This is a genomic window from Myroides guanonis (assembly GCF_900114085.1).
Taxonomy (GTDB): domain Bacteria; phylum Bacteroidota; class Bacteroidia; order Flavobacteriales; family Flavobacteriaceae; genus Flavobacterium; species Flavobacterium guanonis.
On the sequence record NZ_FORU01000010.1, the window covers coordinates 26,975 to 50,083 of the forward strand.

General features: G+C 34.0%; 23 protein-coding genes, 3 tRNA genes and 1 riboswitch. Of the genes, 11 read left to right on the forward strand and 15 right to left on the reverse strand.

All coding sequences use genetic code 11. From position 1 onward, the window contains the following. The first annotated feature begins 252 nt into the window (after positions 1 to 252). On the forward strand, positions 253 to 867 hold the full coding sequence (locus BM024_RS09140) for an outer membrane beta-barrel protein (RefSeq protein WP_090679503.1): 615 nt from the start codon (positions 253 to 255) through the stop codon (positions 865 to 867). 131 nt (positions 868 to 998) lie between these two features. Here BM024_RS09140 and BM024_RS09145 read toward each other — a convergent pair. Continuing rightward, positions 999 to 1,080: transfer RNA gene (locus BM024_RS09145), tRNA-Leu, on the reverse strand. Positions 1,081 to 1,199: 119 nt separating this feature from the next. Between BM024_RS09145 and BM024_RS09150 the strand changes: the two genes are divergently transcribed. After that, positions 1,200 to 2,588 (forward strand): dipeptidase, encoded by a 1,389-nt coding sequence (locus tag BM024_RS09150; protein ID WP_090679505.1) that lies wholly within the window; start codon positions 1,200 to 1,202, stop codon positions 2,586 to 2,588. 95 nt (positions 2,589 to 2,683) lie between these two features. Here the strand turns inward: BM024_RS09150 and BM024_RS09155 are convergent, their stop codons facing one another. After that, complete coding sequence (locus tag BM024_RS09155; RefSeq protein WP_245753881.1) at positions 2,684 to 3,985, reverse strand: glycosyltransferase; 1,302 nt, start codon at positions 3,983 to 3,985, stop codon at positions 2,684 to 2,686. 55 nt (positions 3,986 to 4,040) lie between these two features. Between BM024_RS09155 and miaE the strand changes: the two genes are divergently transcribed. Beyond that, positions 4,041 to 4,622 carry a MiaE family protein gene (miaE, locus tag BM024_RS09160; RefSeq protein ID WP_090679508.1) on the forward strand — a complete coding sequence of 194 codons (582 nt, stop codon included), beginning with the start codon at positions 4,041 to 4,043 and terminating at the stop codon, positions 4,620 to 4,622. A gap of 44 nt (positions 4,623 to 4,666) precedes the next feature. On the opposite strand, the gene BM024_RS09165 is transcribed toward miaE, so the two are convergent. Continuing rightward, on the reverse strand, positions 4,667 to 5,674 hold the full coding sequence (locus BM024_RS09165) for a TQO small subunit DoxD (RefSeq protein ID WP_090679509.1): 1,008 nt from the start codon (positions 5,672 to 5,674) through the stop codon (positions 4,667 to 4,669). A 49-nt stretch (positions 5,675 to 5,723) separates the two neighbouring features. Beyond that, positions 5,724 to 6,113: a hypothetical protein gene (locus BM024_RS09170; RefSeq protein WP_090679511.1), complete on the reverse strand. Its 390-nt coding sequence runs from the start codon at positions 6,111 to 6,113 to the stop codon at positions 5,724 to 5,726. 264 nt (positions 6,114 to 6,377) lie between these two features. Between BM024_RS09170 and BM024_RS09175 the strand changes: the two genes are divergently transcribed. The 3 genes from BM024_RS09175 to putP all read left to right on the forward strand — a co-directional run bounded on the left by BM024_RS09175 (position 6,378) and on the right by putP (position 9,750). After that, positions 6,378 to 6,746 (forward strand): BlaI/MecI/CopY family transcriptional regulator, encoded by a 369-nt coding sequence (locus BM024_RS09175; protein ID WP_090679513.1) that lies wholly within the window; start codon positions 6,378 to 6,380, stop codon positions 6,744 to 6,746. A 3-nt stretch (positions 6,747 to 6,749) separates the two neighbouring features. Then, positions 6,750 to 7,964 (forward strand): M56 family metallopeptidase, encoded by a 1,215-nt coding sequence (locus BM024_RS09180; protein ID WP_090679515.1) that lies wholly within the window; start codon positions 6,750 to 6,752, stop codon positions 7,962 to 7,964. A gap of 286 nt (positions 7,965 to 8,250) precedes the next feature. Next, a complete protein-coding gene (gene putP / locus BM024_RS09185; protein ID WP_090679517.1) occupies positions 8,251 to 9,750 on the forward strand; it encodes a sodium/proline symporter PutP in 1,500 nt (499 codons plus the stop codon). 554 nt (positions 9,751 to 10,304) lie between these two features. Here the strand turns inward: putP and BM024_RS09195 are convergent. Genes BM024_RS09195 through ruvC form a run of 5 tightly spaced genes read right to left on the reverse strand, consistent with a single transcriptional unit; the run spans position 10,305 to position 13,483 of the window. Further along, positions 10,305 to 10,667 carry an MmcQ/YjbR family DNA-binding protein gene (locus BM024_RS09195; protein WP_090679639.1) on the reverse strand — a complete coding sequence of 121 codons (363 nt, stop codon included), beginning with the start codon at positions 10,665 to 10,667 and terminating at the stop codon, positions 10,305 to 10,307. Further along, positions 10,667 to 11,020, reverse strand: a complete 354-nt coding sequence (locus BM024_RS09200) for a DUF4260 domain-containing protein (RefSeq protein ID WP_090679521.1) — start codon at positions 11,018 to 11,020, stop codon at positions 10,667 to 10,669. Before BM024_RS09200 ends, BM024_RS09195 begins: the two co-directional genes overlap by 1 nt. Beyond that, on the reverse strand, positions 11,017 to 11,790 hold the full coding sequence (locus BM024_RS09205) for a cyclase family protein (protein WP_177190195.1): 774 nt from the start codon (positions 11,788 to 11,790) through the stop codon (positions 11,017 to 11,019). The genes BM024_RS09200 and BM024_RS09205 overlap by 4 nt, the downstream gene beginning before the upstream one ends. A gap of 5 nt (positions 11,791 to 11,795) precedes the next feature. Continuing rightward, positions 11,796 to 12,929 (reverse strand): radical SAM family heme chaperone HemW, encoded by a 1,134-nt coding sequence (gene hemW / locus BM024_RS09210; RefSeq protein WP_090679524.1) that lies wholly within the window; start codon positions 12,927 to 12,929, stop codon positions 11,796 to 11,798. Further along, positions 12,929 to 13,483 (reverse strand): crossover junction endodeoxyribonuclease RuvC, encoded by a 555-nt coding sequence (gene ruvC, locus BM024_RS09215; RefSeq protein WP_090679526.1) that lies wholly within the window; start codon positions 13,481 to 13,483, stop codon positions 12,929 to 12,931. Before ruvC ends, hemW begins: the two co-directional genes overlap by 1 nt. Positions 13,484 to 13,542: 59 nt before the next feature. Between ruvC and BM024_RS09220 the strand changes: the two genes are divergently transcribed. Further along, a complete protein-coding gene (locus BM024_RS09220; protein WP_090679528.1) occupies positions 13,543 to 14,490 on the forward strand; it encodes a lysylphosphatidylglycerol synthase domain-containing protein in 948 nt (315 codons plus the stop codon). On the opposite strand, the gene BM024_RS09225 is transcribed toward BM024_RS09220, so the two are convergent. Then, the gene (locus BM024_RS09225; protein WP_090679530.1) at positions 14,487 to 14,966 is read right to left on the reverse strand and encodes a hypothetical protein; all 480 of its coding nucleotides are present in this window, start codon (positions 14,964 to 14,966) and stop codon (positions 14,487 to 14,489) included. The two genes, BM024_RS09220 and BM024_RS09225, sit on opposite strands and share 4 nt — an antisense overlap. Before the next feature lie 50 nt (positions 14,967 to 15,016). Between BM024_RS09225 and BM024_RS09230 the strand changes: the two genes are divergently transcribed. Next, on the forward strand, positions 15,017 to 15,517 hold the full coding sequence (locus BM024_RS09230; protein WP_090679533.1) for a DUF456 domain-containing protein: 501 nt from the start codon (positions 15,017 to 15,019) through the stop codon (positions 15,515 to 15,517). A 24-nt stretch (positions 15,518 to 15,541) separates the two neighbouring features. Here the strand turns inward: BM024_RS09230 and BM024_RS09235 are convergent, their stop codons facing one another. Then, positions 15,542 to 16,615 (reverse strand): CNNM domain-containing protein, encoded by a 1,074-nt coding sequence (locus BM024_RS09235; RefSeq protein WP_090679535.1) that lies wholly within the window; start codon positions 16,613 to 16,615, stop codon positions 15,542 to 15,544. A gap of 59 nt (positions 16,616 to 16,674) precedes the next feature. Beyond that, positions 16,675 to 17,556: a DMT family transporter gene (locus tag BM024_RS09240; RefSeq protein WP_090679642.1), complete on the reverse strand. Its 882-nt coding sequence runs from the start codon at positions 17,554 to 17,556 to the stop codon at positions 16,675 to 16,677. A gap of 104 nt (positions 17,557 to 17,660) precedes the next feature. Beyond that, positions 17,661 to 17,840: riboswitch (cobalamin riboswitch) on the forward strand. 97 nt (positions 17,841 to 17,937) lie between these two features. On the opposite strand from BM024_RS09240, the gene BM024_RS09245 reads away from it, so the two are divergent. Genes BM024_RS09245 through BM024_RS09255 form a run of 3 tightly spaced genes read left to right on the forward strand, consistent with a single transcriptional unit; the run spans position 17,938 to position 22,147 of the window. Further along, positions 17,938 to 19,998, forward strand: coding sequence for a TonB-dependent receptor (locus tag BM024_RS09245; RefSeq protein WP_090679537.1), 2,061 nt, complete (start codon positions 17,938 to 17,940; stop codon positions 19,996 to 19,998). Further along, positions 19,995 to 21,128 carry a YncE family protein gene (locus tag BM024_RS09250; RefSeq protein ID WP_090679539.1) on the forward strand — a complete coding sequence of 378 codons (1,134 nt, stop codon included), beginning with the start codon at positions 19,995 to 19,997 and terminating at the stop codon, positions 21,126 to 21,128. The genes BM024_RS09245 and BM024_RS09250 overlap by 4 nt, the downstream gene beginning before the upstream one ends. A gap of 14 nt (positions 21,129 to 21,142) precedes the next feature. Continuing rightward, positions 21,143 to 22,147, forward strand: coding sequence for a hypothetical protein (locus tag BM024_RS09255; protein WP_090679541.1), 1,005 nt, complete (start codon positions 21,143 to 21,145; stop codon positions 22,145 to 22,147). Between the two features lie 202 nt (positions 22,148 to 22,349). Here the strand turns inward: BM024_RS09255 and BM024_RS09260 are convergent. The 3 genes from BM024_RS09260 to trxA all read right to left on the reverse strand — a co-directional run bounded on the left by BM024_RS09260 (position 22,350) and on the right by trxA (position 23,078). Then, positions 22,350 to 22,426 (reverse strand) — tRNA-Asp (locus tag BM024_RS09260). Positions 22,427 to 22,527: 101 nt separating this feature from the next. Continuing rightward, positions 22,528 to 22,601 (reverse strand) — tRNA-Asp (locus BM024_RS09265). Positions 22,602 to 22,760: 159 nt separating this feature from the next. Beyond that, entirely contained in the window at positions 22,761 to 23,078 is a 318-nt protein-coding gene (gene trxA, locus BM024_RS09270) for a thioredoxin (protein ID WP_090679543.1), read from the reverse strand. Positions 23,079 to 23,109 lie beyond the last annotated feature (31 nt).

Genomic DNA, 23,109 nt, shown 5'->3' on the forward strand with positions numbered 1-23,109 from the left:
CCCATTAAACTTGTAAAAACAGATAAAAAACTATTTCTTAAGTCACACAGACTTATTACAGCCGTCCTCAGAAACGAGTATTTCCAAAAACAATTGTTTTTATTTAAAGATACCACCAAATAAAACATTTATCCAAAATCATACTAAAATTACACATCCCATTCTTTTTACAATTCACAAATAACAAAGAGATAGCCAAATTCAATTATTGATCTTTGTATATTAGCTCATTAATTACTAAAAAATAAATCTATGAAAAAACTATTACTTGCTCTTGTCATTTTAGGCTACAGCCAGTCCGAAGCTCAAGTTAAATTTAGAGGAGGAGTAAAAGCAGGGTATGCTGCATCAACAATAAATAATTTAGATGCAGATTATAGAAACGGGTTATACGCAGGTGTGTATGGAGATTTAAACTTATCCAGAATTTACAGTATGCAATTCGAAATGCTATACTTACAACAAGGAGTTAGTGATTTACATGTATACCAAGGAAACAATCTTGCACCACAAATCCTGGATGTAAATAGAAATTATTTATCCCTCAACTTACTCAACAAATTCTCTTTCAACAAAATTTCTATGTTTGTTGGACCTGGATTAGATATTAAAATTTCAGACAACAGCAATAGTTTACGCAATTACAGAGAATCACAGGATTACTATTCACTACCCTATGAAAACAATAGTGATGTAGATTTAACTATCAATATTGGAGTTGCCTTTAAAATAAATAACAATTTTTCTATTGAAGGAAGACTAAGACAAGGTATTATAGAGCAGATATACACCAACTCTGCTAATTATTACGGTGATTCAAACTTAAACAAATCATTTCTACTAGGTCTAAACTACACTTTTGACTAACAGCCTAAAACAACAAACCACCGAACAATATCGGTGGTTTGTTGTTTTTCAACATAATTTAAAACCTGTATACCCATCAAAATAGGACAAATAAAAAAGTCCTTTCGTTTCCGAAAGGACTTTTCTTAATGTGCGGGTGAAAGGGCTCGAACCTTCACACCTTGCGGCACTAGATCCTAAGTCTAGCGTGTCTACCAATTCCACCACACCCGCTTTTGTTTCATTAATCGGTTGCAAATATACGAACTGTTTTTTAATACGCAAGAAAAATATTATTTTTTTTTATTCTTACGTTTGTAGAGCTTTAAGTAATTAAAATATCTATTGATAAAATGATGAATTCAAAACAATTCGTTCAAGAAAATAAAGACCGTCTAATTGACGAACTTATTGAACTTTTAAAAATGCCATCTATTAGTGCTGACAGCGCTTATTCACAAGACGTAATCAACACGGCTGAAGCAGTAAAAGAAAGCCTTGAAAAAGCAGGCTGTGACACTGTAGAAATGTGTGAAACTCCAGGTTACCCAATCGTATATGGTGAGAAAATGATTGACCCAAGTTTACCAACCGTTTTGGTTTACGGGCATTATGACGTTCAACCAGCAGATCCGATTGAATTATGGACATCTCCTCCTTTCGAACCTGTTATTAAAAAAACTGATATTCACCCAGAAGGAGCTATTTTCGCGCGTGGCGCTTGTGACGACAAAGGTCAGATGTTCATGCACGTAAAGGCATTCGAATACATGATTTCAAACAATACACTTCCATGTAATGTGAAATTCATGATTGAAGGTGAAGAAGAAGTTGGTTCTGAAAGTTTAGCATGGTTTGTAAAAAGAAACCAAGAAAAATTAAAAAACGATGTTATTCTGATTTCAGACACTGGAATGATTTCAAATACTCAACCTTCTATCACAACAGGTCTAAGAGGCCTTAGCTATGTAGAAGTAGAAGTTACTGGACCAAACAGAGATCTTCACTCAGGTTTATATGGAGGAGCTGTAGCAAATCCTATCAACATATTAACTAAAATGATTGCTTCTCTTCATGATGAAAACAATCATATTACTATTCCAGGCTTCTACGATAAAGTAGAAGAACTCTCTAGAGAAGAACGCGATGAAATGGCAAAACGTCCATTCTCATTAGAAGACTATAAAAAAGCGCTAGACATAGACGAAGTTTATGGAGAAAGTGGGTACACAACCAATGAAAGAAACTCTATTCGTCCAACTTTAGACGTTAATGGAATCTGGGGAGGCTATACTGGTGAAGGAGCTAAAACAGTAATTGCTAGTAAAGCTTTTGCTAAAATCTCTATGCGCTTAGTCCCAAACCAAGATTGGGAAGAAATTACCGAATTGTTTAAAAAACACTTTGAAAGCATAGTTCCTAAAGGAGCTAAAGTTGTAGTAAAACCACATCATGGAGGTCAAGGATATGTTACACCTATAGACTCTATTGGATATCAAGCTGCATCTAAAGCTTACACAGATACTTTTGGCGTTACACCTATTCCAGTTCGTTCAGGAGGAAGCATACCAATTGTAGCCTTGTTTGAAGAAGAATTAGGATCTAAATCTATTATGATGGGCTTTGGACTTGACTCAGATGCTATCCACTCTCCAAATGAACATTTTGGAGTATTCAATTACTTAAAAGGTATTGAGACAATTCCATTGTTTTATAAGTATTTTACTGAATTAAGTAAATAAGAATCTTTTAATAAAAAAAGAGGAAGCTAAGCTTCCTCTTTTTTTATTTTCCTAATCTAAAAACAATCGAGATTGCATTCTCACTAGTCCATTAGTCAAGAATTAATATCTTTCCCTTTATTCTTTTCCTCTATCCACAATCCCATATATTTAGTATTCTGTAAAAAACTATGCTTCATCACTTGTCCTAAAAAACAATTCTGACGATGTGATTCAAGATTTGAAAAAACGCTTTCTAGCTGATCCTGAAATTGAACACAATGAGAAGTATTGGCATATACCTCATTTAACAACTCTACACCTAATTGTAGTTTCTCATTCCAAACTTCTTCATTTGTATAAAGTAATATTGCCTTATCTACAATTGCGTTTAATTCATCTTCAATAAATCCTCCCCAATCAAAACCCATTGTCATAGCCTCAGATCCAACAGATGTTGTAACACTTGGAGTTCCCGCCCGCATAGCATCAATAAACTTCCCTTTCAGTCCAGCTCCAAAAGAGATAGGCGCTAACATCACACGGGCATCACCAATCACATCCAAAGCATCTTCCGCTCTTCCATGTATTAAGAATCCTTGCTTTTCATTATGTAATTGAAATACTTTCTCTGACGGATACGCACCATAAACATGCATTTTCACTTTTGGCAATTTAGTTCGAATCAATGGCCAGACTTCATTCTTAATACTCAAGACAGTCTGCCAATTTGGTTCGTGTATAAAATTTCCAATAAAAACGAACCCCTCTCTTTCCTCGAAACTTTTGAAATTTCGTTGAACTTCTTTTGTCAATTTTTCTTCTAGAAAAGGTAAAAAATACAATATTTCATCAGGTACTTTAAACTGATCTACTAATAAATCACGTTCATATTTTGATATCAGAAGTGATAAATCACAACGCATAATACTAGCTAACTCGCGCTTAGTTCTATCTGAATACAAAAAAGGGTTTAAATCTTTTTCCTCTCTCTTTATCATTCCCTGACGTGCAAATCTCAAAAAATGCAAATCTTCTGTATCCAATATCGTCATAGCTCGAGGACATTGCTCTCCAATTTTCCATCCAAACTGTTCTTCCATCATAAAGCGATCATATAAAACAATATCAGGATTTAGATTTTTCAACACCTCATCACTTTTGGAATCATTTAATCTAATTTCTATTTCATGAATTTCAAAAATGCTTAAATCATCACTATATTCAGATTTATTAGCCGTAGAACCAAAATAAATCTCCATTCCGCAATTTTTGAAAAAATTCAACAATTGCAACATTCTCTTACCTGCTGCTGACGATTTAGATTCAGGCCACACCTGACCAATAACAAGCAAACACTTGTTCTTAAGTACTGTTCCCATCCTACAAAAATAAGTCTTTGAATCGTAGAAATCCATTCTCATTTTTAATCTGTCTTATATTTCTTATTTTTGTACAAAACGAAAAGGAATTATGTTAGGTTTAAAACTTTTGACAGACCCAAGATGGGCTAATATTGCTGAATCAAATTTAGAGGAAATCTTAACCGACCACTGCTGGTGTGAACAAAAAGCAGCAACTAACGCTATTACTATTATCGCCTACAATTCAGAACACGAAGATTTGGTTACTGAATTAACTGATATCGCCATAGAAGAAATGGAACATTTTAAAATGGTACACGAGATCATAAAAAAAAGGGGATACGCATTAGGTAGAGAACGCAAAGACGATTATGTGAATCAATTATATAAATTCATGAAAAAAGATGGTAGCAGAAACGATGCTTTTATAGACAGACTACTTTTTGCAGCCATGATTGAGGCTAGAAGTTGTGAACGATTTAGAGTATTATCACAAAATATAGATGATGAAGAATTAAAGAAATTCTATTACGACTTAATGGTTTCTGAAGCTAATCATTATACTATATTTCTAAAATACGCGCGTAAATACACCGAAAAAGTAGATGTAGATAAGCGTTGGAGTGAATGGTTAGAGTTCGAAGGTAATCTCATCCAAAGCTACGGTACCAAAGAACACATACATGGTTAAAACAAAAAAGCTTCAGAAAATTTTCTGAAGCTTTTTATTTATTCTTACTTTCCTACAGTAGCCGTCCATTCAATTCCACTAACATCAATCATCCTCAGCACCAATGATTCTCGTGTATCTAAAGAAACAGGCAAACTCAAGTTAGCCTTTGCACCTAAAGGAATCACCAAGCTATGTTTTCCAGGTTTAATGTGAGCCACGTATATATTCTCAATATTAGAAGGCGAAAGTTTTGAAAGTGCCTCACCATCCCATTTATGTAGTATTTCTCCCGATTGTGTTTCCAATTGAATACCTATCAGGAAAGAACCATATACATCAGCTCCTTCTACCCTATACACTTGAAATTTCAATTCATTATTTTGCAATCTTACATCCGTCAATTCTAATTTCGGCTTTACAGACTTATTATGGAGTGTTCCAAAAACACCACCATGAAATACCTGATTAGTATACAATGTTAGCCCAAGAACAGCAAAAGATCCAACAAAAACTATAGGTTTTAAATTTTTGATTGGCAATTCTCCAGAACCTAAGAGACCAAACCACTTTTTAGTAGTAAAGCTTAAATTATTCTTACTAAAATAATAATCTAAAGAACCAATCCCACCTCCTGTAAGAAATAGCATAAAGCCCGTAGACACACCTAAAACACCTATTTGCCATTCATCCAAACAAGTTGTTCCAATCCATCCAGACCCCAACAAAATTCCCATGGCCAAAGAAAAAACTCCAACAGCCATTAATCTCGTAAAAAGTCCAAGCATAATGAACAGACCTACTATAGCCTCTACTACCGTAAATACAACCATAGCCCACCACAAAGCATCAGGATGAGTCACCAAATACTCAATGATAGGTTTAATACCCAAAGCATTGGGTAAAAAATGATTAAACTTAACACCGATGTACCCAGCTTCAGTTTCTATTAATTTATTCTCTAGTATTAACCTTCTCCAAAAAGCAGAAAAATAAGTCCACCCTACAACCATTCGAAGGCCAAGAGTAAAAAAACCAGCCGTTGTAAACGACTGTTTATTAAAAGTTTGCATAGTATTATTTGATAAAATTGTATTATAACATTAATTTCTTAGCGATATATTATAATAGAGCCAACTTTATCTTTTGAAACATAAGGTATAATGGAGGATCTGTTCCTGCCAATTGCAAAATATAGTCTTCACTAATATTCTCCTTCCTATTAAAAAAAAGATTTGCATCTAATGACGTAGCAAATGAAATTGTATTTTTAAAAAAGATGTTTTTTACTAAAACAGATTGCTCCGATTGACTAGAAGAATTAAGCATAGAGCAACTTAAACTTCCAGTACCCAAAAGAGCCTTACTAACAGATAGTGGTTTCTCTACCTCAAAATCAAAAGCTCCAAATAAATTCTGTTTTGCAGAACACCCGATTGAAGCAAATACAGTAAGTACTATCCAAAGACAACATTGCAATTGCACCGAAAAGGTCCTCTTTAACAATTTCATTAAAGTTTTGTTTTTTAAATTTCATCCAAAGCTAAGAACTTTTAATATAAAAAACTCTTTTATACCAAAAGTTCATCACAAAGAAATATTCACTATTTAAAAAATCAACCTCTGAAACACAGAATGCTAATATTAAACACAGTCCTATCAAAACTACACAAGAGCTAAAAAAAAACACATTCAACTATTGTATAATTAATCTTATATTCTATATTTGTAGAACAAGAACTACAAAAGTAGTCTGCACTATCAATAAAACTGATTATGATTAAACTACCACAAACAGAAGAACAATTAATGGAATATATATGGGAGCTAGAAGAAGCTTTTGCTAAAGACTTATTAGAAAAATACCAAGACCCTAAACCAGCTCAAACTACTCTAGCAACCCTATTAAAAAGATTAGCAGAAAAAGGATTCATCGATTATAAAACCTTTGGTAATTCACGTGCCTATTTTCCCATCATTAAAAAAGACGATTACTTCTCCACACATGTAAATAAAATGGTAGAAAGTTTTTTTGACAATTCGGCTTTAAAGTTTGCTTCCTTCTTCACACGAAAAAGCAAGATGACAAAAGATGAATTAGAAGAGCTAAAAAAAATAGTAGAAGATCAACTTAAAAAACATTAAAATATGCTAGTATATCTTATTCAAATAACCCTAAACCTAGCTCTGACCTATATTATTTACAAATGGACACTGGAGAATTTAAAAACACATAGATTTAATCGTTTTTACCTCTTGACTTCTGTAATTTTATCACTGCTGTTACCTTTAATTTCAATTAACTCCAATACTAGTTTACCAGAATTACAGTCTAGTATAACTGAAATCAGTGAAATAATAATAAACCCAAACGAAATTCAAAAAACACAAACTATTTTCAATTGGACTACACTTTTATCTTTAATATATTTTATTGGTTTGGGGATTTCTATATTCAAATTTAGTAACAGTATTATCAGATTATTAAATCTAAAAAAGCATGGAAGACAAGTCAAGAAAAACCAACAACATTTCGTGTTATTAACAAGTGTCAAAACCCCATTCACTTTTGCTAGCACGATTTATTTACCCGATATTACTCCAATAGACATGTCTGATGACATCATCCTACATGAAATAGCACATGTTAAACAAAAGCACAGTTTAGACATACTCTTTATTGAACTACTACACTGTTTCTTTTGGTTTCATCCTATATTCTCTTTCTTTAAAAAATCTATTGCTTTAAATCACGAGTTTCTTGCTGATGAGGAAGTCACAAGTAACCGTACAAATACCGCTGATTATTTAAAATTACTATTAAACCAAACCTATGATAACAATGAATTACCATTAAGTAGTTCGTTTAATTTCAACTTAACTAAAAAACGTTTCATTATGATTACAAGAAAAAACAATCCGCTTAAAAATGCTTTAAGCATTACATTAGCATGTGCTGCAATCACCCTAACAGGGATAACATCTACTCAAGCACAAGAAAAGAAAACAAAAAATGAACAAACTAAAGTTGCTATTAAAGCACAGGAAAATGCAGAATACCCTGGAGGTATGGAGGCTTTTCAACAATACTTTATAAGTTCTGTAAATACTGACCTCATCAAAAAGGAAGAAACTCAAGAGAGAATTTTGATAATACTACAATTTAATATTGAAACAGATGGCAGTATTGTAGATGCACAGATTTTACGAAGCAATGCAAATGAAGAAGGGAATGAAATGATGCTAGAAGTTCTGAAAAACTCTAAAAAATGGAAACCAGCTAAAATGGACGGAAAGACCATTAAAAGTCAATTTACATTACCTATTACCATACAAATAGATGATAATAAAACTACTTCTTAAATAACTTTCTACAGTTTTAAGAACAGTCATTCCTCTTATAAATCGATTTATGAAAGAAATGACTGTTCCATTTAACAAATCTCCCAGTCATTTATATCATTTCATTTTACGAAAAACACAACATCTTCTAAATATAAGCAAGCTATTACCCTAAAGATTAAAACTTGATTTAAAAGAAACTCAAACCATTACTCAAGTCACTTTTTAAATGCTATATTCTTCTTAATTAACAATCAAGCCGTTTTAAAATTATTATTTTTGGGTTTTCATTTCTAAATTATTTAAATTGGATAATACTACCCCAACATTAATCACATTCGCGATTTATCTGATAGGTGTTCTAGCCATCGGAATTATAGCCTATATAAGAACTAAAAATTTCTCTGATTACATACTAGGAGGAAGAAGCTTAGGAAGTTTCGTAACCGCAATGTCTGCAGGTGCTTCAGATATGTCTGGCTGGTTACTTATGGGGCTACCGGGCGCTATTTGGGTTTTCGGACTATCAAAAAGCTGGATTGCTATTGGATTAATAATAGGTTCATATTTAAACTGGCTACTAGTGGCAGGACGATTAAGAGTGCATACAGAAATAAATAATAATGCCTTAACTCTTCCAAACTTTTTTCATGAGCGTTTCGGCAACCAAGGAAAAATCTTAAAAATACTTTCAGCACTAGTTATACTTTTCTTTTTTACAATTTACTGTGCCTCTGGTGTCGTTGCTGGAGCTCGTCTATTCGAAAGTCTTTTCGAAATGTCTTATTTAAACGCCATGATATTAGGAGCTACTGCTACAATAGCATATACTTTCATAGGCGGTTTTTTAGCTGTTAGTTGGACAGACACTATTCAAGCTACTCTAATGCTTTTTGCATTAATTCTAACACCTATTATGATTATAATAGGAACTGGTGGATGGGATGAAGTCAATGCGCTAATTCAAACAGCCTCTATAGAAAACAATATTTCATATTCTAGCTTAACCTCTGGGGTAAGCACCATAGCAATTGTAAGCGCAGCGGCTTGGGGACTTGGATATTTTGGACAACCACATATACTTGCTCGTTTCATGGCAGCAGGAACAGTAAAGTCTTTAAAAAACGCTAGAAGAATTGGAATCACTTGGATGATACTTTGCATGGGAGGAGCAGTAGCAATCGGATATTTAGGCATCGCATATTTTAATGCTTTTCCTGAGCACGCATCAGGTGTTAACCACGATAATGAACGTATTTTCATTGAATTAGTTCAACACTTATTCAATCCATGGATTGTTGGAATTCTCCTATCTGCAATTCTAGCGGCTGTTATGAGTACACTTAGTTGTCAGCTATTAGTTTGCTCTAGTGCATTGACAGAAGACTTTTACAAAGGTTTTATACGCAAAAATGCACAACAAAAAGAGTTAGTATGGGTAGGAAGATTAACAGTTCTTCTAGTTGCAATTATATCAATCATTATCGCCCTAAATCCTGAAAGTAAAGTATTAGAACTTGTATCTCATGCTTGGGCAGGTTTCGGAGCTGCATTTGGTCCTTTGGTTCTTTTCTCTATTTTCTGGAAACGAATTAATGGAACAGCAGCTATTGCAGGAATGCTAACAGGTGCTCTAATTGTAATATTTTGGCCAATTTTATTCGGCAATGAACTATATGAAATTATTCCTGGCTTTATAGGCTCCACTCTAGTTATTGTTCTTGTTTCATTAACAACAAAAAAACCGAACGATGCCATAGTAGAGCGATTCCAAGAAGCAGACGCAATCTATAAAAGAGAATCATAAAGAGTTTTTACCATATTTATTAAAACGAGGCTGTCCCAAAAAGACAGCCTCGTTTTGTTTATAGCTTGTCCAATCTAATTTAAAATAAACAACATTCTTATTACTCTAAAGAACACTACTAAGTCTTCAATAAGAATCGAAATAATAAACCAATACTTAATTATCACCAATAACTTCTCCCTATTTACTAATTAGAAACAAATAATTATGAAAGTAAAACACTAATTATATTAACATTTATTGGTTCATTAGCTTTTATGAATTGTTCTAGTGACGATAACAAAGGATCGAATCAAGACTGTGTGGATTGTAAATTTATGGGAACAAGTATAAAATATTGCCACACAGAAGGCGATGATTTCTACCCCATAAGAAGAGCAGGAACAAACACTAAAGTTCCTCTTGATGGATTAAATGGTCAGAGGCTAAAGCTGGGTTATTAGAATTATGCGACTAAACTAGTATTTTCAAACTATTATAGGGGCTGTATCATTAATAGAAACAACCCTTTTTGTTTTTTAATACTTAGCAAATTGATTTAAATATCACGAAACCTAGCAGTCAATAGAATCTCTCACTTTCTTAGTCAAACTCCCATACACCAATTCATAAGAGTGTAGAATTAGTTCACTTATTAATTTCAAATCGAGACAACCTTGGCAATAAACAGTATTCCAATGCTTTTTACTCATGTGATAACCCGGAGTAATTTCGTCATAATTCGCACGCAATTCCTCCGCCTTTTCAGGATCACATTTCAAATTAATAGTGCCAACTCCTTCTTCCCACTTCTTTAATGATAATAAAGCAAACATCTTACCACCAACTTTAAAAACCAAAGTATCCTCATCAAAAGGAAAGTGCTCTGTCACTCCTTTTAAACCATAGCAATAATCGTAAATTGAAGAAATTGGTATCATCGTTTTCCTATTTTTCCCAAGTGGGTGTATTTAAATCCTCTTTCATACTTTAATCCATATCCAAAGATCCTATCTAAAGATGCATGACTAAAGAGGATTAATCCTGCTACTAAAGCTATTTCATAATCCATAAACCACCCAACAAGCAAAACTATAATAGCTAAAGCCCTGTGATGAAATAAATTATATATCCAAGCACCCATCTTTTCATTAATTAGATAGCCAAACATGGATAAATCAGGAGCTAACAGAAGTCCAAAAAACCACCACCAACTATAACCTAAGATCGAAAATAAAAATACTCCTAATCCAAATAAAGCAATCTCTTCGAGTCGGACTAATTCTTTCATACATTCTCAATATTATAAAGCACTGGTTTACTAGGACTAGCATCATTCTCAAATGGAGCAATCTGCAAGTTTAAAATATAGAATCCATCATTAATCTTGTTTTCCACATAGACCATCTCCGTAATAGTACAGTCCATTCTGGCCTCTTCCCCTATTTTAACCACATCATTAATACCCCAAAAAGCCTTATGGGAAACCAACATCCCCTCATCTTTTTCCTTATCTACACTCGGCAAATCAATCAACAAATGTTTCACACCTTGTTCCTTTATATACAAAGTGGCTTCAACATCTAAATAAGGGGGATTTGTATGAGAATAGTTTTTAGAAAGCTTATCACCGCCATTCGGCAAAGTTCGAATCACTAAAGCTTCCTGTCCATTACTTTTAAACTCTGATTGAATAAGCTCCTTTGTAATAACAAAATCATCTCCACTTTTAATAGGCACAACTGTAATCAATTGACTTAAAAAGACAAATGTTTTTAACTGCTTATTTATACTGTAAAAATCATGTGTAATATGTCCTAAACACTCCGTATGAGTACCATGAGCATGAGGATTAAAAACAATCGTATTGAAGTTCGTTGACGATTGTCCTTCACTTACCTTCCCTACCCATCCATCTATACGAACTGGCTGTATTTCAGGCTTATCTAAATACCATGCAATTGGATTATCCAAAGAATCTCGCAAAGACATTGAAATATCTAAGGGTTTTGAAAAATCAATTTGATACTCCTTTTGTCCGATCGTTAAAACTGCTTTCACTTTTTTTATTTCAAATCTAACCAAAATAAGTCAGAAGCAATTCCATCGCTTAAAAATTTTCCATCGTTTGTTATAGTCAATACCCCATTAGAAAAAAGCATTAATTTCTTTTCTATAAAGCGATGAGACATTTTTAAAATATGTTCTTTAAACTCCACACCAAACTCCTTTGAAATTCGTTCTACATCTACCCCCCAAATCGTGCGCAATCCTGTCATAACATATTCATTATATCGATCACCGACAGTAAGTTTTTCTGACTCAGAAGGCAAAACACCTTCTTCAAGAGACTTTATATACAACGCGTTATTAGAAATATTCCAACTGCGGCTAACTCCATTAAAACTATGTGCAGAAGGCCCAATCCCTAGATAACTTTTTCCCAACCAATAGGCTGAATTATTCTTTGAAAAAAAACCTGGTTTAGAAAAGTTAGACAGTTCATAATGAATAAACCCTTCTTGTTGTAATCTTTCAATCAACATCATGAAATGGGTATGAGCAATACCGTCATCAGGCTGTGGTATTTTTCCTTTTTCTATTAATTTATATAAAGCCGTCTGTCTCTCCACCGTTAAAGCATAGCTAGAGATATGTGAAATACCCAACTGTAACACTTTCTCTATATTATACAGCCAACGCTCTTCAGCTAATCCAGGAATCCCATAAATCAAATCAACTGAAATATTATCAAAATGTTCACTAGCATACAGAAGGCTATTCCATGCCTCCTCTGCTGTATGTGCACGATTCATCATTTCTAAATCCTCTTGATGAAATGATTGTACACCAATGCTCAACCTATTCACACGACTACTTTTTAAAGCATCGATAACTCCAACACTTAAATCATCCGGATTAGCTTCCAATGTAATTTCAGGATCAGAAATCACTAAATAATTATCAAAAACAGTCTGTATTATCGAATCTATTTCTTCCTGCTTTAAAACACTGGGAGTACCCCCACCGAAATAAATAGTTTCAACAGACTCTCCAGATAATTCTTCTTTTCTCAGAATTAATTCCTTTTTCAACATGTTTAACAACTCTTCTTTCTTTTTCAAAGAAGTAGAGAAATGAAAATCACAATAGTGACACGCTTGTTTACAAAAGGGAATATGAATATAAATACCTGCCATTACTTTTTAACTCGTTCTTGATTTTGTTTTACAAAAGCATCCCATCCCGAATAACTCTTACCCACCACAGTCTTTCCAGAATTAAAAAAGTGACATACAGCCGCAGCTAATCCATCAGTGCTATCTAAATTCTTAGGTAACTCTTTAAATCCTAACAATTGCTGTAGCATTTTAGCGACCTGCTCTTTACTAGCATTACCATTTCCAGTAATAGCCATTTTAATTTTTTTAGGCTCATATTCAGTAATGGGAATATCTCTAGACAATCCTGCCGCCATAGCAACTCCTTGTGCTCTTCCCAACTTCAACATAGATTGAACATTTTTACCAAAAAAAGGAGCTTCAATAGCAATTTCATCTGGATGATGAGTTTCAATTAATTCTATTGTCCTTTCAAAAATACGTCGCAACTTGGTATAGTGGTCATCGTATTTAGAAAGTTGCAATTCATTTAACTGCATAAACTCCATTTTTTTATTAACCACCCGTATTAATCCAAACCCCATAATTGTAGTTCCTGGATCAATCCCCAATATAATGCGCTCTTGTGCCAATGTGTATTTTTTAAGTAAGTTCTCACGTCGTCAAATAAAAAATGATTTACTTTGCGACAATGAATATTTTATCAAACAAAGCTAAGCAATTCCTCGTACTTCTTATTAAAATAGCTGTAGTAAGTGGTGCATTTTATTTCATATATCAACAACTATCCAGCAACAAAACACTCGATAAAGACCTATTGCTTAATATTATTTCTCAGAAAGAAAATATCCCATACTTAGTCGGAATAGCAATCCTAACTTTTTCTAATCGGTTTATTGAAATATTAAAATGGCAAAATCTTGCTTCATTAATACATAAAATAAGCCTAAAGGAATCAACTAAACAAGTATTAAGCGCATTAACCTTAGGGATATTTACCCCCAATGGAATTGGAGAGTATGCAGGTAAGGCATTGTATTATGATAAAAGATACACTGGACGAGTTATCTTTCTAAACATGGTCTGCAACGGGATTCAAGTCATTTTTGCTATACTTTTTGGACTCCTAGGACTATGTATATTAAACCAGTACTACACAATAGTCAGCCCAAAAGTTTTATATATTGGTTTAGGTATTATTTCTCTAATCATCGTCATATTGCTTTCCATACGACGAATTACCATTAAAGGCTATTCAATACAATGGATCATAGAACAACTTAAAGAAATCCCTAAAAAAACACATCACAAGAACTTCTTCTTAGCTTTGCTTCGCTATGCTTCGTTTACACACCAATACATCTTATTATATCGTTTATTTGGAGTAGAGAACCCATATTTTCAATTACTCTGCGCGGTATCATGCGTGTATTTACTAGCATCATCATTACCAAATTTCCAGTTCTTAGAATTTGCAGTAAAAGGCAGTATTGCTATTTATATCTTTAATATACTAGGAGTAAATCAATGGGTAGTTGCCTTAGTTGCAACACTAATCTGGTTACTTAATATTGTATTACCTGTGACTATTGGTAGTTTTTATGTACTAGCATACAAAGCCAAAAACAAAGATGATTAATCAACCTTTAGAATCACTGGCAATATAAATTGTGTTTTCACAGGAACACCTCGTTTTAGAGCAGGATTAATAGCAGGAAAATCCTGAAGTCTAATTTTCAAAATACTATCTAGCTTTTCCGCATTAAAACGCAAGCTATCAGAAGTTTTAGTTGGCTCAATAGTGATTCTAGAATCTGGGAATACCGTAACCATAACCTCAAGAGTATCAATGGTAGGAAAAACACTAACCAACGTATCGGTTTCTAATTTACTTTGAATATATGTGCTAATAAAGTCAAAAAAACAAGCTCTGCGTTCCGTTTCATCCAAAAGACTATCACACTGATCTACACTGGGATATGCATCTACTTGAGTCCAATCGATTTTATTCAATTCCTCTTGAAGAAGTAATTCTTCATTCACCTTTACTTTATCTCGCCATTGACAAGAAGTTAGTAGAGAAACAAGAAAGATGGTTAAACATAAATATCGCATATCTGATAAAAATCGTACTTTTATTCTTCAAAAATACGAAAAAATAAAAGATGGAATATATTCTCTTGATTTTGAGTCTCATTTTAATGATAACAGGTATTCTAGGCAGCTTTCTACCCGTACTTCCAGGACCGCCAATTAGCTGGGTTGGACTGTTGTGTATCTTCTTAATTAAAGACATACCCTACAACTATTGGCTTTTAGGTATCACACTAGTCATTACAATTACAATTAGCGTTCTCGACTATTTAATTCCTGCACAAGGAACTAAGAAGTTTGGAGGTAGCAAATATGGTATTTGGGGAACCAACATTGGATTAATCGTCGGGCTCATTGCTCCAATTCCACTAGGTTTTCTAATAGGTCCATTTGTAGGCGCATTGATTGGAGAGCTACTTTTTGATAGAGGAAACTTAACACGTGCTTTAAAAGCTGCTACGGGCTCAATAATTGGTTTTCTAGTATCTACATTCATGAAATTTGTAGTTACTATCTGCTTTCTAGGTCTACTAGTTCAACAAATAATTAGTTATTGGCATATTTGGTTTTAATACAACCTATAACACAAAAAGCAATTAGAGTTCTCTTTTAAAATCCTCATCACTAATTGATTGATGCTTTATTTTTCGTTTCTCCCAACGTTCTTTGGCTAATTGCTGCATGTCAACAACATGATCCTTTTCATCAACAATCTCTATTCCTATTAAAGTTTCAATAATATCCTCCAAAGTAATAATTCCATCCATTCCTCCATATTCATCAACAACCAAAGCAAGATGTTCTTTCTTATCTAATAAAAAATCCCAAACTTCAAAAGCAGGTTGCATAGCGTGAACTGATATAATATCTCGCTTTATGTTTTTTAATAAGACAATCTGATTGCTGTCATCTGCGGCTAAAGCCTCAAAAACAGCAGAACGCAACACATAACCTGTGACGTGATCTTTATGACCAGCATATACTGGAATCCTTGAAAAATGCAAAAACTCCTTATTAGCCATAAAATCCTTTAATTGCATGTTTTCATCCGCCACAACTACAACAACCCTTGGAGTCATTATATCCTGCGTTTTAAGTAATTTTAAAGTAATTAAATTTTGTATAATACGATTTTCATTTTCTTGAAAAACACCTTCATTCACCCCTATAGTAGCCATAGCAGAAATCTCCTCTCTACTCACTGTATTCTCTTTTGTCTTACGAGAAAACAACTTAGTAATAAACTCCGAAACCACAACAAAAGGATATGTTATAACAATCATTCCTTGAATCAACAAAGCGCCTGGCATAGCTATACTTCTCCAATAATTAGCACCTATACTCTTTGGAATTATCTCAGAAAAAATCAATATCACAACAGTTAAAACCGCCGACACGTATCCAAAATAAGCTTCACCAAAAACAATATTTGCCTGAGCACCAACACCAGCCGCGCCAATTGTATGCGCAAAAGTATTCAACGTTAAAATAGCAGCTAAAGGTCTGTCAATTGCAGTTTTATGCTTTAAAAACAGAGTAGCTGACTTTTCACCTTCATCTTGTTTGACATTTAAATATGACACAGGAGTCGTTAACAAAACTGCCTCTAATATAGAACACAGAAACGAAATCAATAAAGCTACAAACAGATAAACGAGCAAAAGAGTCATGATGGATATAAGAAATAAGTGTTATTCACAAATATATCAGTAAGGACACTTTTAATAATCTATTTTTTAAAAAAATTAACAATTGATATTGGAGTGTCTACAAACGTAATAGCAATTCCAAATAAAATTACAAACCCTCCTCCAATCATCTGGATCGTGATTTCCTCTCCTAAAAATAACCATGCCAAGAAAGCTGCCAAAACAGCTTGACTCAATAAACTAAGAGACACACGCGTAGCACGCATATTTTTAGTAGCAAAACTCAACAATGTCCATGCTAACAATTGACAAACAACCCCCTGAACAACTAAAACAAACCAGCCCCTATCGGAAAAACCACCAAAAGAAGATCCTGCTACAAAATTAACAATACCTAAAAACAGAGAAGAAGTTAATAAACTATAACACATAAAAGGCATAACCTCAACTTCATTCAATACTCTCTTACTAACCAAAATATACATAGCATAAAACATTCCAGACAACACTCCAAATATAAAAGCATTATCAAAAGAAAAGTTTATAAACACATCAATTCCAACTAAAATAACCATCCCCAACAAAGCAAATACAGTTCCTATCCAAAAATTTCTAGTAGGCTTGTTCGTCAAAAAGAGATAGCTCCCAACACCAACCCAAACAGGTGCTAAATTCGTTAATAGGGAAGCTTGAGTTGCAGTTGATTGCTGAATAGCTATATTCCAAACCGCTACATCAGAACCAAACAAAATTCCACATACAACCATCAACAACATGGTTTTAGGTGAATACCATTTTAACTGCCTTGTAATTAAAGCATAAGGAACCACCAAAACAGCCGCAATCAACATGCGATAAAAAGCAGAAATAAGTCCTGGTGTGTAGTTTAATTTAACCAAAATAGGAAATATTGAAATACAGATAATACCTATTAACAGCGCTAATCTTGGCTTGTTCATAATCAAAATTTTTCTATGCAATAATACAAAACAAAAACTCTTTCTTAAAATCATTATTCCAACAGTTTACTGTTTCCAACCCACATCTGAGTTCTTTTATTTTAGCTATCTTTGCACTTCAATTTGGTTGTTGCATTTGCAGCTTAATAGGGAATCAAGTGAAATTCTTGAACAGACCCGCTACTGTAAAGTTCATACAAAATTTCCAATATAAAATCCGCTGTTTAAACGGGAAGGAGGTTGATAAATGAACAAGTCAGAATACCTGCCAAATGAATACTGAGCTATCGCTTTCGGGAATAAGGCATAGAACAATTCTGATTTATTAGAAACCAGACTGTTCCTATCATATATTTTATAGAAAGCCATAATAACAAATAACTTATGCTTTCTAAACCTCAAATACAAGTCCTAATCATCTTCTTAATACACTGTTTAAGTGTTCATTCACAAGAAATAAAAACCGATGAATTAGAAACCATTATAATCGAAGCAAACCAAAGAGAACAATTGATTCCTGTTCAAAAACTAAGTGGAAAAGATTTAGAGCGTCTCAATTCACACTCTGTAGCAGATGCCCTACGTTATTTCTCAGGTGTAAAAATAAAAGATTACGGTGGGATAGGTGGACTCAAAACTGTAGATGTCCGAAATATGGGAACTCATCATGTAGGTGTAATGTATAATGGTATGCAAATTGGAAATGCTCAAAATGGAGTAGTAGACTTAGGAAAATTCTCCCTAGACGACGTAGAATCTATAACACTTTACAATGGAGAGCGAAATACTATATTTCAATCAGCCAAAGAGTTCGCTTCTGCATCCAATATCTACATAAATGCAAAAAAGCCACACTTTGATAAAGAAAAAAAAACCAATGCTATTGTTCGTTTCAAAACAGCATCTATTCAATTGTTCAATCCCTCTTTTAGAGTTGAACAACAACTAACACCAAATATTAGCACAAGCCTAAGCTCAGAATATATTAAATCTAATGGACGATATAAATTCAGACAGAAAAAGCACAATCTAGATGGAACCGTAGCCTATGACACTACAGCTTACAGAACAAATAGCGATATAGAAGCCTGGAGAATAGAAAATGGATGGTTTGGAGAAACACCTAAAGGAAAATGGGAAGCAAATCTATATTTTTACAACTCTGAGCGTGGTCTTCCAGAAGCTTTTATAAAAAAAAGTCAAGAAACTATGGAGACCGAACAAAAACTTGAACGCCTCTGGGACAAGAACTTCCTTGCTCAATCTAGCTGGACACATAGCCCTTTTGATAAATACCGTTTTCAGATAAAAGGTAAATTCGCTTATGATTACACACGATATTTAGCTAGAAACACAGTAGTTTTCGACGATGAACTAGTAACTCAAAACCTGCAAGCAGACAATAGTTTTTTCCAACAGGATTACTATTTATCAATCGCTCATCATTATGACATTACCAATAATTGGGACGTTGCAGTCGCTACCGATTTGCAATACAATAAACTCAATGCAAGTCGAAAAGGTATTCAAACACCATTTAGCTACCCAGAACGCTTAAGCTTCCTCACATCAATAGCAAGTTCAGTAAACTTTGGAAAGTTCAAAGCACAAGCACATATATTGGGAACATTCACAAAAGAAAACGTAAAGAACAACCAAAAAGCACCAGACAGAAGCCTGTTTACCCCGTCTTTAGTAATTAGCTTTCAGCCATTTAATCAAAAAAACTTCACTATACACAGTTTTTACAAGAATACTTATAGACTTCCAACGTTTAACGATTTATACTATACCAACCTTGGTGATGCTAATTTGAAACCGGAAAGCACTAACCAAATAAACCTTGGTTTCCAATACCAAACCCAAAACGAAGATGCATGGCTCAAAACTTGGAAAATAAAAGTAGAAAGTTATTATGCTAAAGTAGAAAATAAAATTATTGCCACCCCAACATCCAGTATGTTTCGATGGATGATGACCAACTTAGGAAAAGTGGAAAACTATGGGCTAGAAACGAATTTTTCAACTCATAGCAAATTCGGAAAACTATTTCTAAATACCAATTTTTCTTACGAATACACAATAGCTTCGGACCTAAGCACGACCTCATCAGGAAAAACAACTTCATATGGTGACCAAATTCCCTACACTCCTTGGCATTCAGGATCAGCGATTATAAGTTTAGACTATGAAAAATGGAGCCTTAATTACAGTTTTATTTATGTAGGAAAACGCTACAACGGAAACAAAAACAATATAAAAAGAAACGAAATACAACCATGGTACACCCATGACTTATCTTTGAACAGGACTATCAATTGGAAAAAGCACACATTAAAAGCATCAATTGAAGCCAACAACTTACTCAATCAATATTATGATGTGGTAACAAATTTCCCAATGCCAGGTCGTAATTTTCGTTTCATTCTAAGCATTGAATTATGAAAAATATAATCACTTTTATTATCTTACTCTCCACACTCTTTCTTCAAAGTTGTAGAAAGGATGAACTTATATACCTCTCCGACAGTAGCACTGTAACAATACCTCAGCCTGAGAACAACATTAAGGGATTCTATCTATTAAACGAAGGAAACATGGGAATGAACAGCGCCACCATCGACAAATTCGATTATCAAATGGGTGTTTACACTCGGGACGTATATTCTGAAAACAACCCAAACATAGTTAAAGAATTAGGAGATGTTGGAAACGACATTAAAATATACGGCTCCAAAGTATACGCAACAATTAACGTTTCCAATCTAGTAGAAGTTTTTGATTTACACAGTGGAAAGCATATAAAAGCTATACATGTTCCAAATTGCAGATACTTAGCTTTCAAAGAAGGAAAAGCATATGTTAGTTCTTATTCAGGAAAAGTAGCGATTGACCCAAATGCAGAAATTGGATTTGTAGCAGAAATTGATACACTCTCACTAGAAGTAATCAGAAAAGTTGAAGTAGGCCATCAACCAGAAGAGATGGTCATTCATAACAATAAATTATATGTTGCTAATTCTGGAGGCTATAGAGTCCCTGCTTACGACACTACTGTCTCTGTAGTAGACTTAAACAACTTTACTCTTTTAAAAAACATTGAAGTTGCAATCAATTTACATCGAATGAGAAAAGATATGGATGGCGATATCTATGTAAGCTCTAGAGGTGACTATGGCAAAACTCCCTCAAGTCTCTACATTATAGATTCACAAGCAGACACAGTAAAGCAACATCTTAAAATTCCAATTTCAAATATGACTATAAACGAAGACAAACTTTACTTTTTCGGGACACCTTATACACATGATGCCGGCCAAGGAAAAGTGAACTATGGAATTTTAAATACAAAAACAAAAGAAATCATCTCAACCCATCTTATTCAAGACGGAACCGAGAAAAATATATTAATACCTTATGGTCTAGCTGTAAACCCAGAAACTAAAGAGATTTTCATAACAGACGCTCAAGATTATGTAGGAACCGGATATATATATTGCTTCACTCCTAATGGTCAGTTAAAATGGAGAACATTAGGAGGAAACATTCCTGCACATTTTGCATTTATCTACTAATAATATCAAAGAACATGAAAAATAAAGTAACAAATCTCGCCTCAGTAAGCATGCTAATAATAAGTGGATTTTTAGCTAGCAGCTGTTCGTCTGATAACAATACAGACGACAAGAAAGAACCACCTACAGAAAGGGAAAGAAAGAACCATGTTGCAAAAGTATTTGAATTCACCCCAAGTGTTGGACAACTTGTAAATACACTACCAAAATTCGAGAATGGAGATACAGAACTGACGATGCTTAAAAAAGCCGAACAAGCTCTAACAAAAAAGACTGGGGACGGGATTATCTCTTTAGGTGGATTTGGAGGTTATATTACATTAGGAATGAATGAGACGATCGAAAACAAAGCCGGATTAAGGGATTTCAGGGTACTAGGAAACACTTTTTCCCTGCAAGGCACAATTACCTCCTCTACAAACGCGGAAGGCAGTAGCGAGCCTGGAATAATAATGGTTGCTTACGACACAAACAAGAATGGAAAACCAGACGATAATGAATGGTATGAAATAGCAGGAAGCGAATATTACAAAGATGCTACTACTAAGAACTACGAGATAACATATTTCAAACCTGATGCTGAAAAAGAACAGCAAACTGGATTTATTAAGGACTATCTATACTGGGAAGACAATCAAGGTAATTCAGGCTACAAATCCAAGAATGCTTTTCACTTTGAAAGCTATTTCCCATTATGGACCTCTAAAACCTCTATTACCTTTAAAGGAACCCTACTAGCAAGCAACGCTGTAGATGTAAATAATGATGGAAGCTTTTGGAGCATGATTAGCTATGATTATGGATATGCCGACAACGCACCCAACAACAGCGACCAATCCACTATTGACATCGATTGGGCAGTAGACAAGCAAGGAAATAAAGTAAAGCTACCAGGAGTTGATTTTATAAAAATATACTCAGGAATCAACCAAGAAGTAGGTTCAATAGGAGAAATATCCACAGAAGTAATGGGAATTCAAAACTTGCATCTGGTCAAGGCTGACATTAGAACGAATTAATAAAACTACGGATTAAGCGAATATCGTTTAATCCGTTTTTTTTTTACGAGCTAATTAGATATAAAAAAAGCTCTCCGAAATGGAAAGCTTTTCATTGGTCTAACTACTAAACCTACGTGCTCTCGCACGTAACAACACAACTAAATCTTAAAACCCTTTAGGGCAAAAAAAGCCTCTCGATGTCGAGAGGCTTCTTTTTTACTGGCGGTCTGGACGGGACTCGAACCCGCGACCCCATGCGTGACAGGCATGTATTCTAACCAACTGAACTACCAAACCAGTAATGTATTTTTTTGCATTAAGCTATTCTTATAAAGCAACCACCTTTTCAGATTTCTTAGAGCGCTACTCTGACAGAGTAAAACCTCTTTTGCTTTTAGCGGTCTGGACGGGACTCGAACCCGCGACCCCATGCGTGACAGGCATGTATTCTAACCAACTGAACTACCAAACCATTGCTGTAATGCGGTGCAAATATACAACCATTTTGATAACAACCAAACTTAAGAGCAAAAAAAAACCACTTTTTTTCAAATAAAAAACCAACATACTGAGAATCAATTCCATAAAAAAAGAGACTTTTTCAAGTCTCTTTTTAATTAATTACCTAATCTTAGATTAAAGCATTGATTGCATCCTCATAAGTTTTCTTAGGAGCAACTCCAACTTGTCTTCCTACTACTTCTCCGTTTTGGAATATTAGTACTGTTGGAATATTACGCACACCATATTTAGCAGCAAATTCCTGATTTGAATCAATATCTACTTTACCAACTACAGCCTTCCCGTCAAAGTCTCCACTTAATTCTTCAATTACTGGTCCTAATAACTTACAAGGACCACACCAAGCTGCCCAAAAATCTACAACTACTGGTTTATCTGATTTCAATACTACTTCGTCAAAAGTAGCGTCTGTGATTTCTAATGCCATATTTTTATTATTATAATTATATTCTTAAACA

Excerpts from the sequence above, each read along its gene's own strand:
- BM024_RS09140 (WP_090679503.1), top strand. The coding sequence starts at position 253 with ATGAAAAAACTATTACTTGCTCTTGTCATTTTAGGCTACAGCCAGTCC.
- BM024_RS09150 (WP_090679505.1), top strand. The coding sequence starts at position 1,200 with ATGATGAATTCAAAACAATTCGTTCAAGAAAATAAAGACCGTCTAATT.
- BM024_RS09155 (WP_245753881.1), bottom strand. The coding sequence starts at position 3,985 with ATGGATTTCTACGATTCAAAGACTTATTTTTGTAGGATGGGAACAGTA.
- miaE (WP_090679508.1), top strand. The coding sequence starts at position 4,041 with ATGTTAGGTTTAAAACTTTTGACAGACCCAAGATGGGCTAATATTGCT.
- BM024_RS09165 (WP_090679509.1), bottom strand. The coding sequence starts at position 5,674 with ATGCAAACTTTTAATAAACAGTCGTTTACAACGGCTGGTTTTTTTACT.
- BM024_RS09170 (WP_090679511.1), bottom strand. The coding sequence starts at position 6,113 with ATGAAATTGTTAAAGAGGACCTTTTCGGTGCAATTGCAATGTTGTCTT.
- BM024_RS09175 (WP_090679513.1), top strand. The coding sequence starts at position 6,378 with ATGATTAAACTACCACAAACAGAAGAACAATTAATGGAATATATATGG.
- BM024_RS09180 (WP_090679515.1), top strand. The coding sequence starts at position 6,750 with ATGCTAGTATATCTTATTCAAATAACCCTAAACCTAGCTCTGACCTAT.
- BM024_RS09200 (WP_090679521.1), bottom strand. The coding sequence starts at position 11,020 with ATGAAAGAATTAGTCCGACTCGAAGAGATTGCTTTATTTGGATTAGGA.
- hemW (WP_090679524.1), bottom strand. The coding sequence starts at position 12,929 with ATGGCAGGTATTTATATTCATATTCCCTTTTGTAAACAAGCGTGTCAC.
- BM024_RS09220 (WP_090679528.1), top strand. The coding sequence starts at position 13,543 with ATGAATATTTTATCAAACAAAGCTAAGCAATTCCTCGTACTTCTTATT.
- BM024_RS09225 (WP_090679530.1), bottom strand. The coding sequence starts at position 14,966 with ATGCGATATTTATGTTTAACCATCTTTCTTGTTTCTCTACTAACTTCT.
- BM024_RS09230 (WP_090679533.1), top strand. The coding sequence starts at position 15,017 with ATGGAATATATTCTCTTGATTTTGAGTCTCATTTTAATGATAACAGGT.
- BM024_RS09235 (WP_090679535.1), bottom strand. The coding sequence starts at position 16,615 with ATGACTCTTTTGCTCGTTTATCTGTTTGTAGCTTTATTGATTTCGTTT.
- BM024_RS09245 (WP_090679537.1), top strand. The coding sequence starts at position 17,938 with ATGCTTTCTAAACCTCAAATACAAGTCCTAATCATCTTCTTAATACAC.
- BM024_RS09250 (WP_090679539.1), top strand. The coding sequence starts at position 19,995 with ATGAAAAATATAATCACTTTTATTATCTTACTCTCCACACTCTTTCTT.
- BM024_RS09255 (WP_090679541.1), top strand. The coding sequence starts at position 21,143 with ATGAAAAATAAAGTAACAAATCTCGCCTCAGTAAGCATGCTAATAATA.
- trxA (WP_090679543.1), bottom strand. The coding sequence starts at position 23,078 with ATGGCATTAGAAATCACAGACGCTACTTTTGACGAAGTAGTATTGAAA.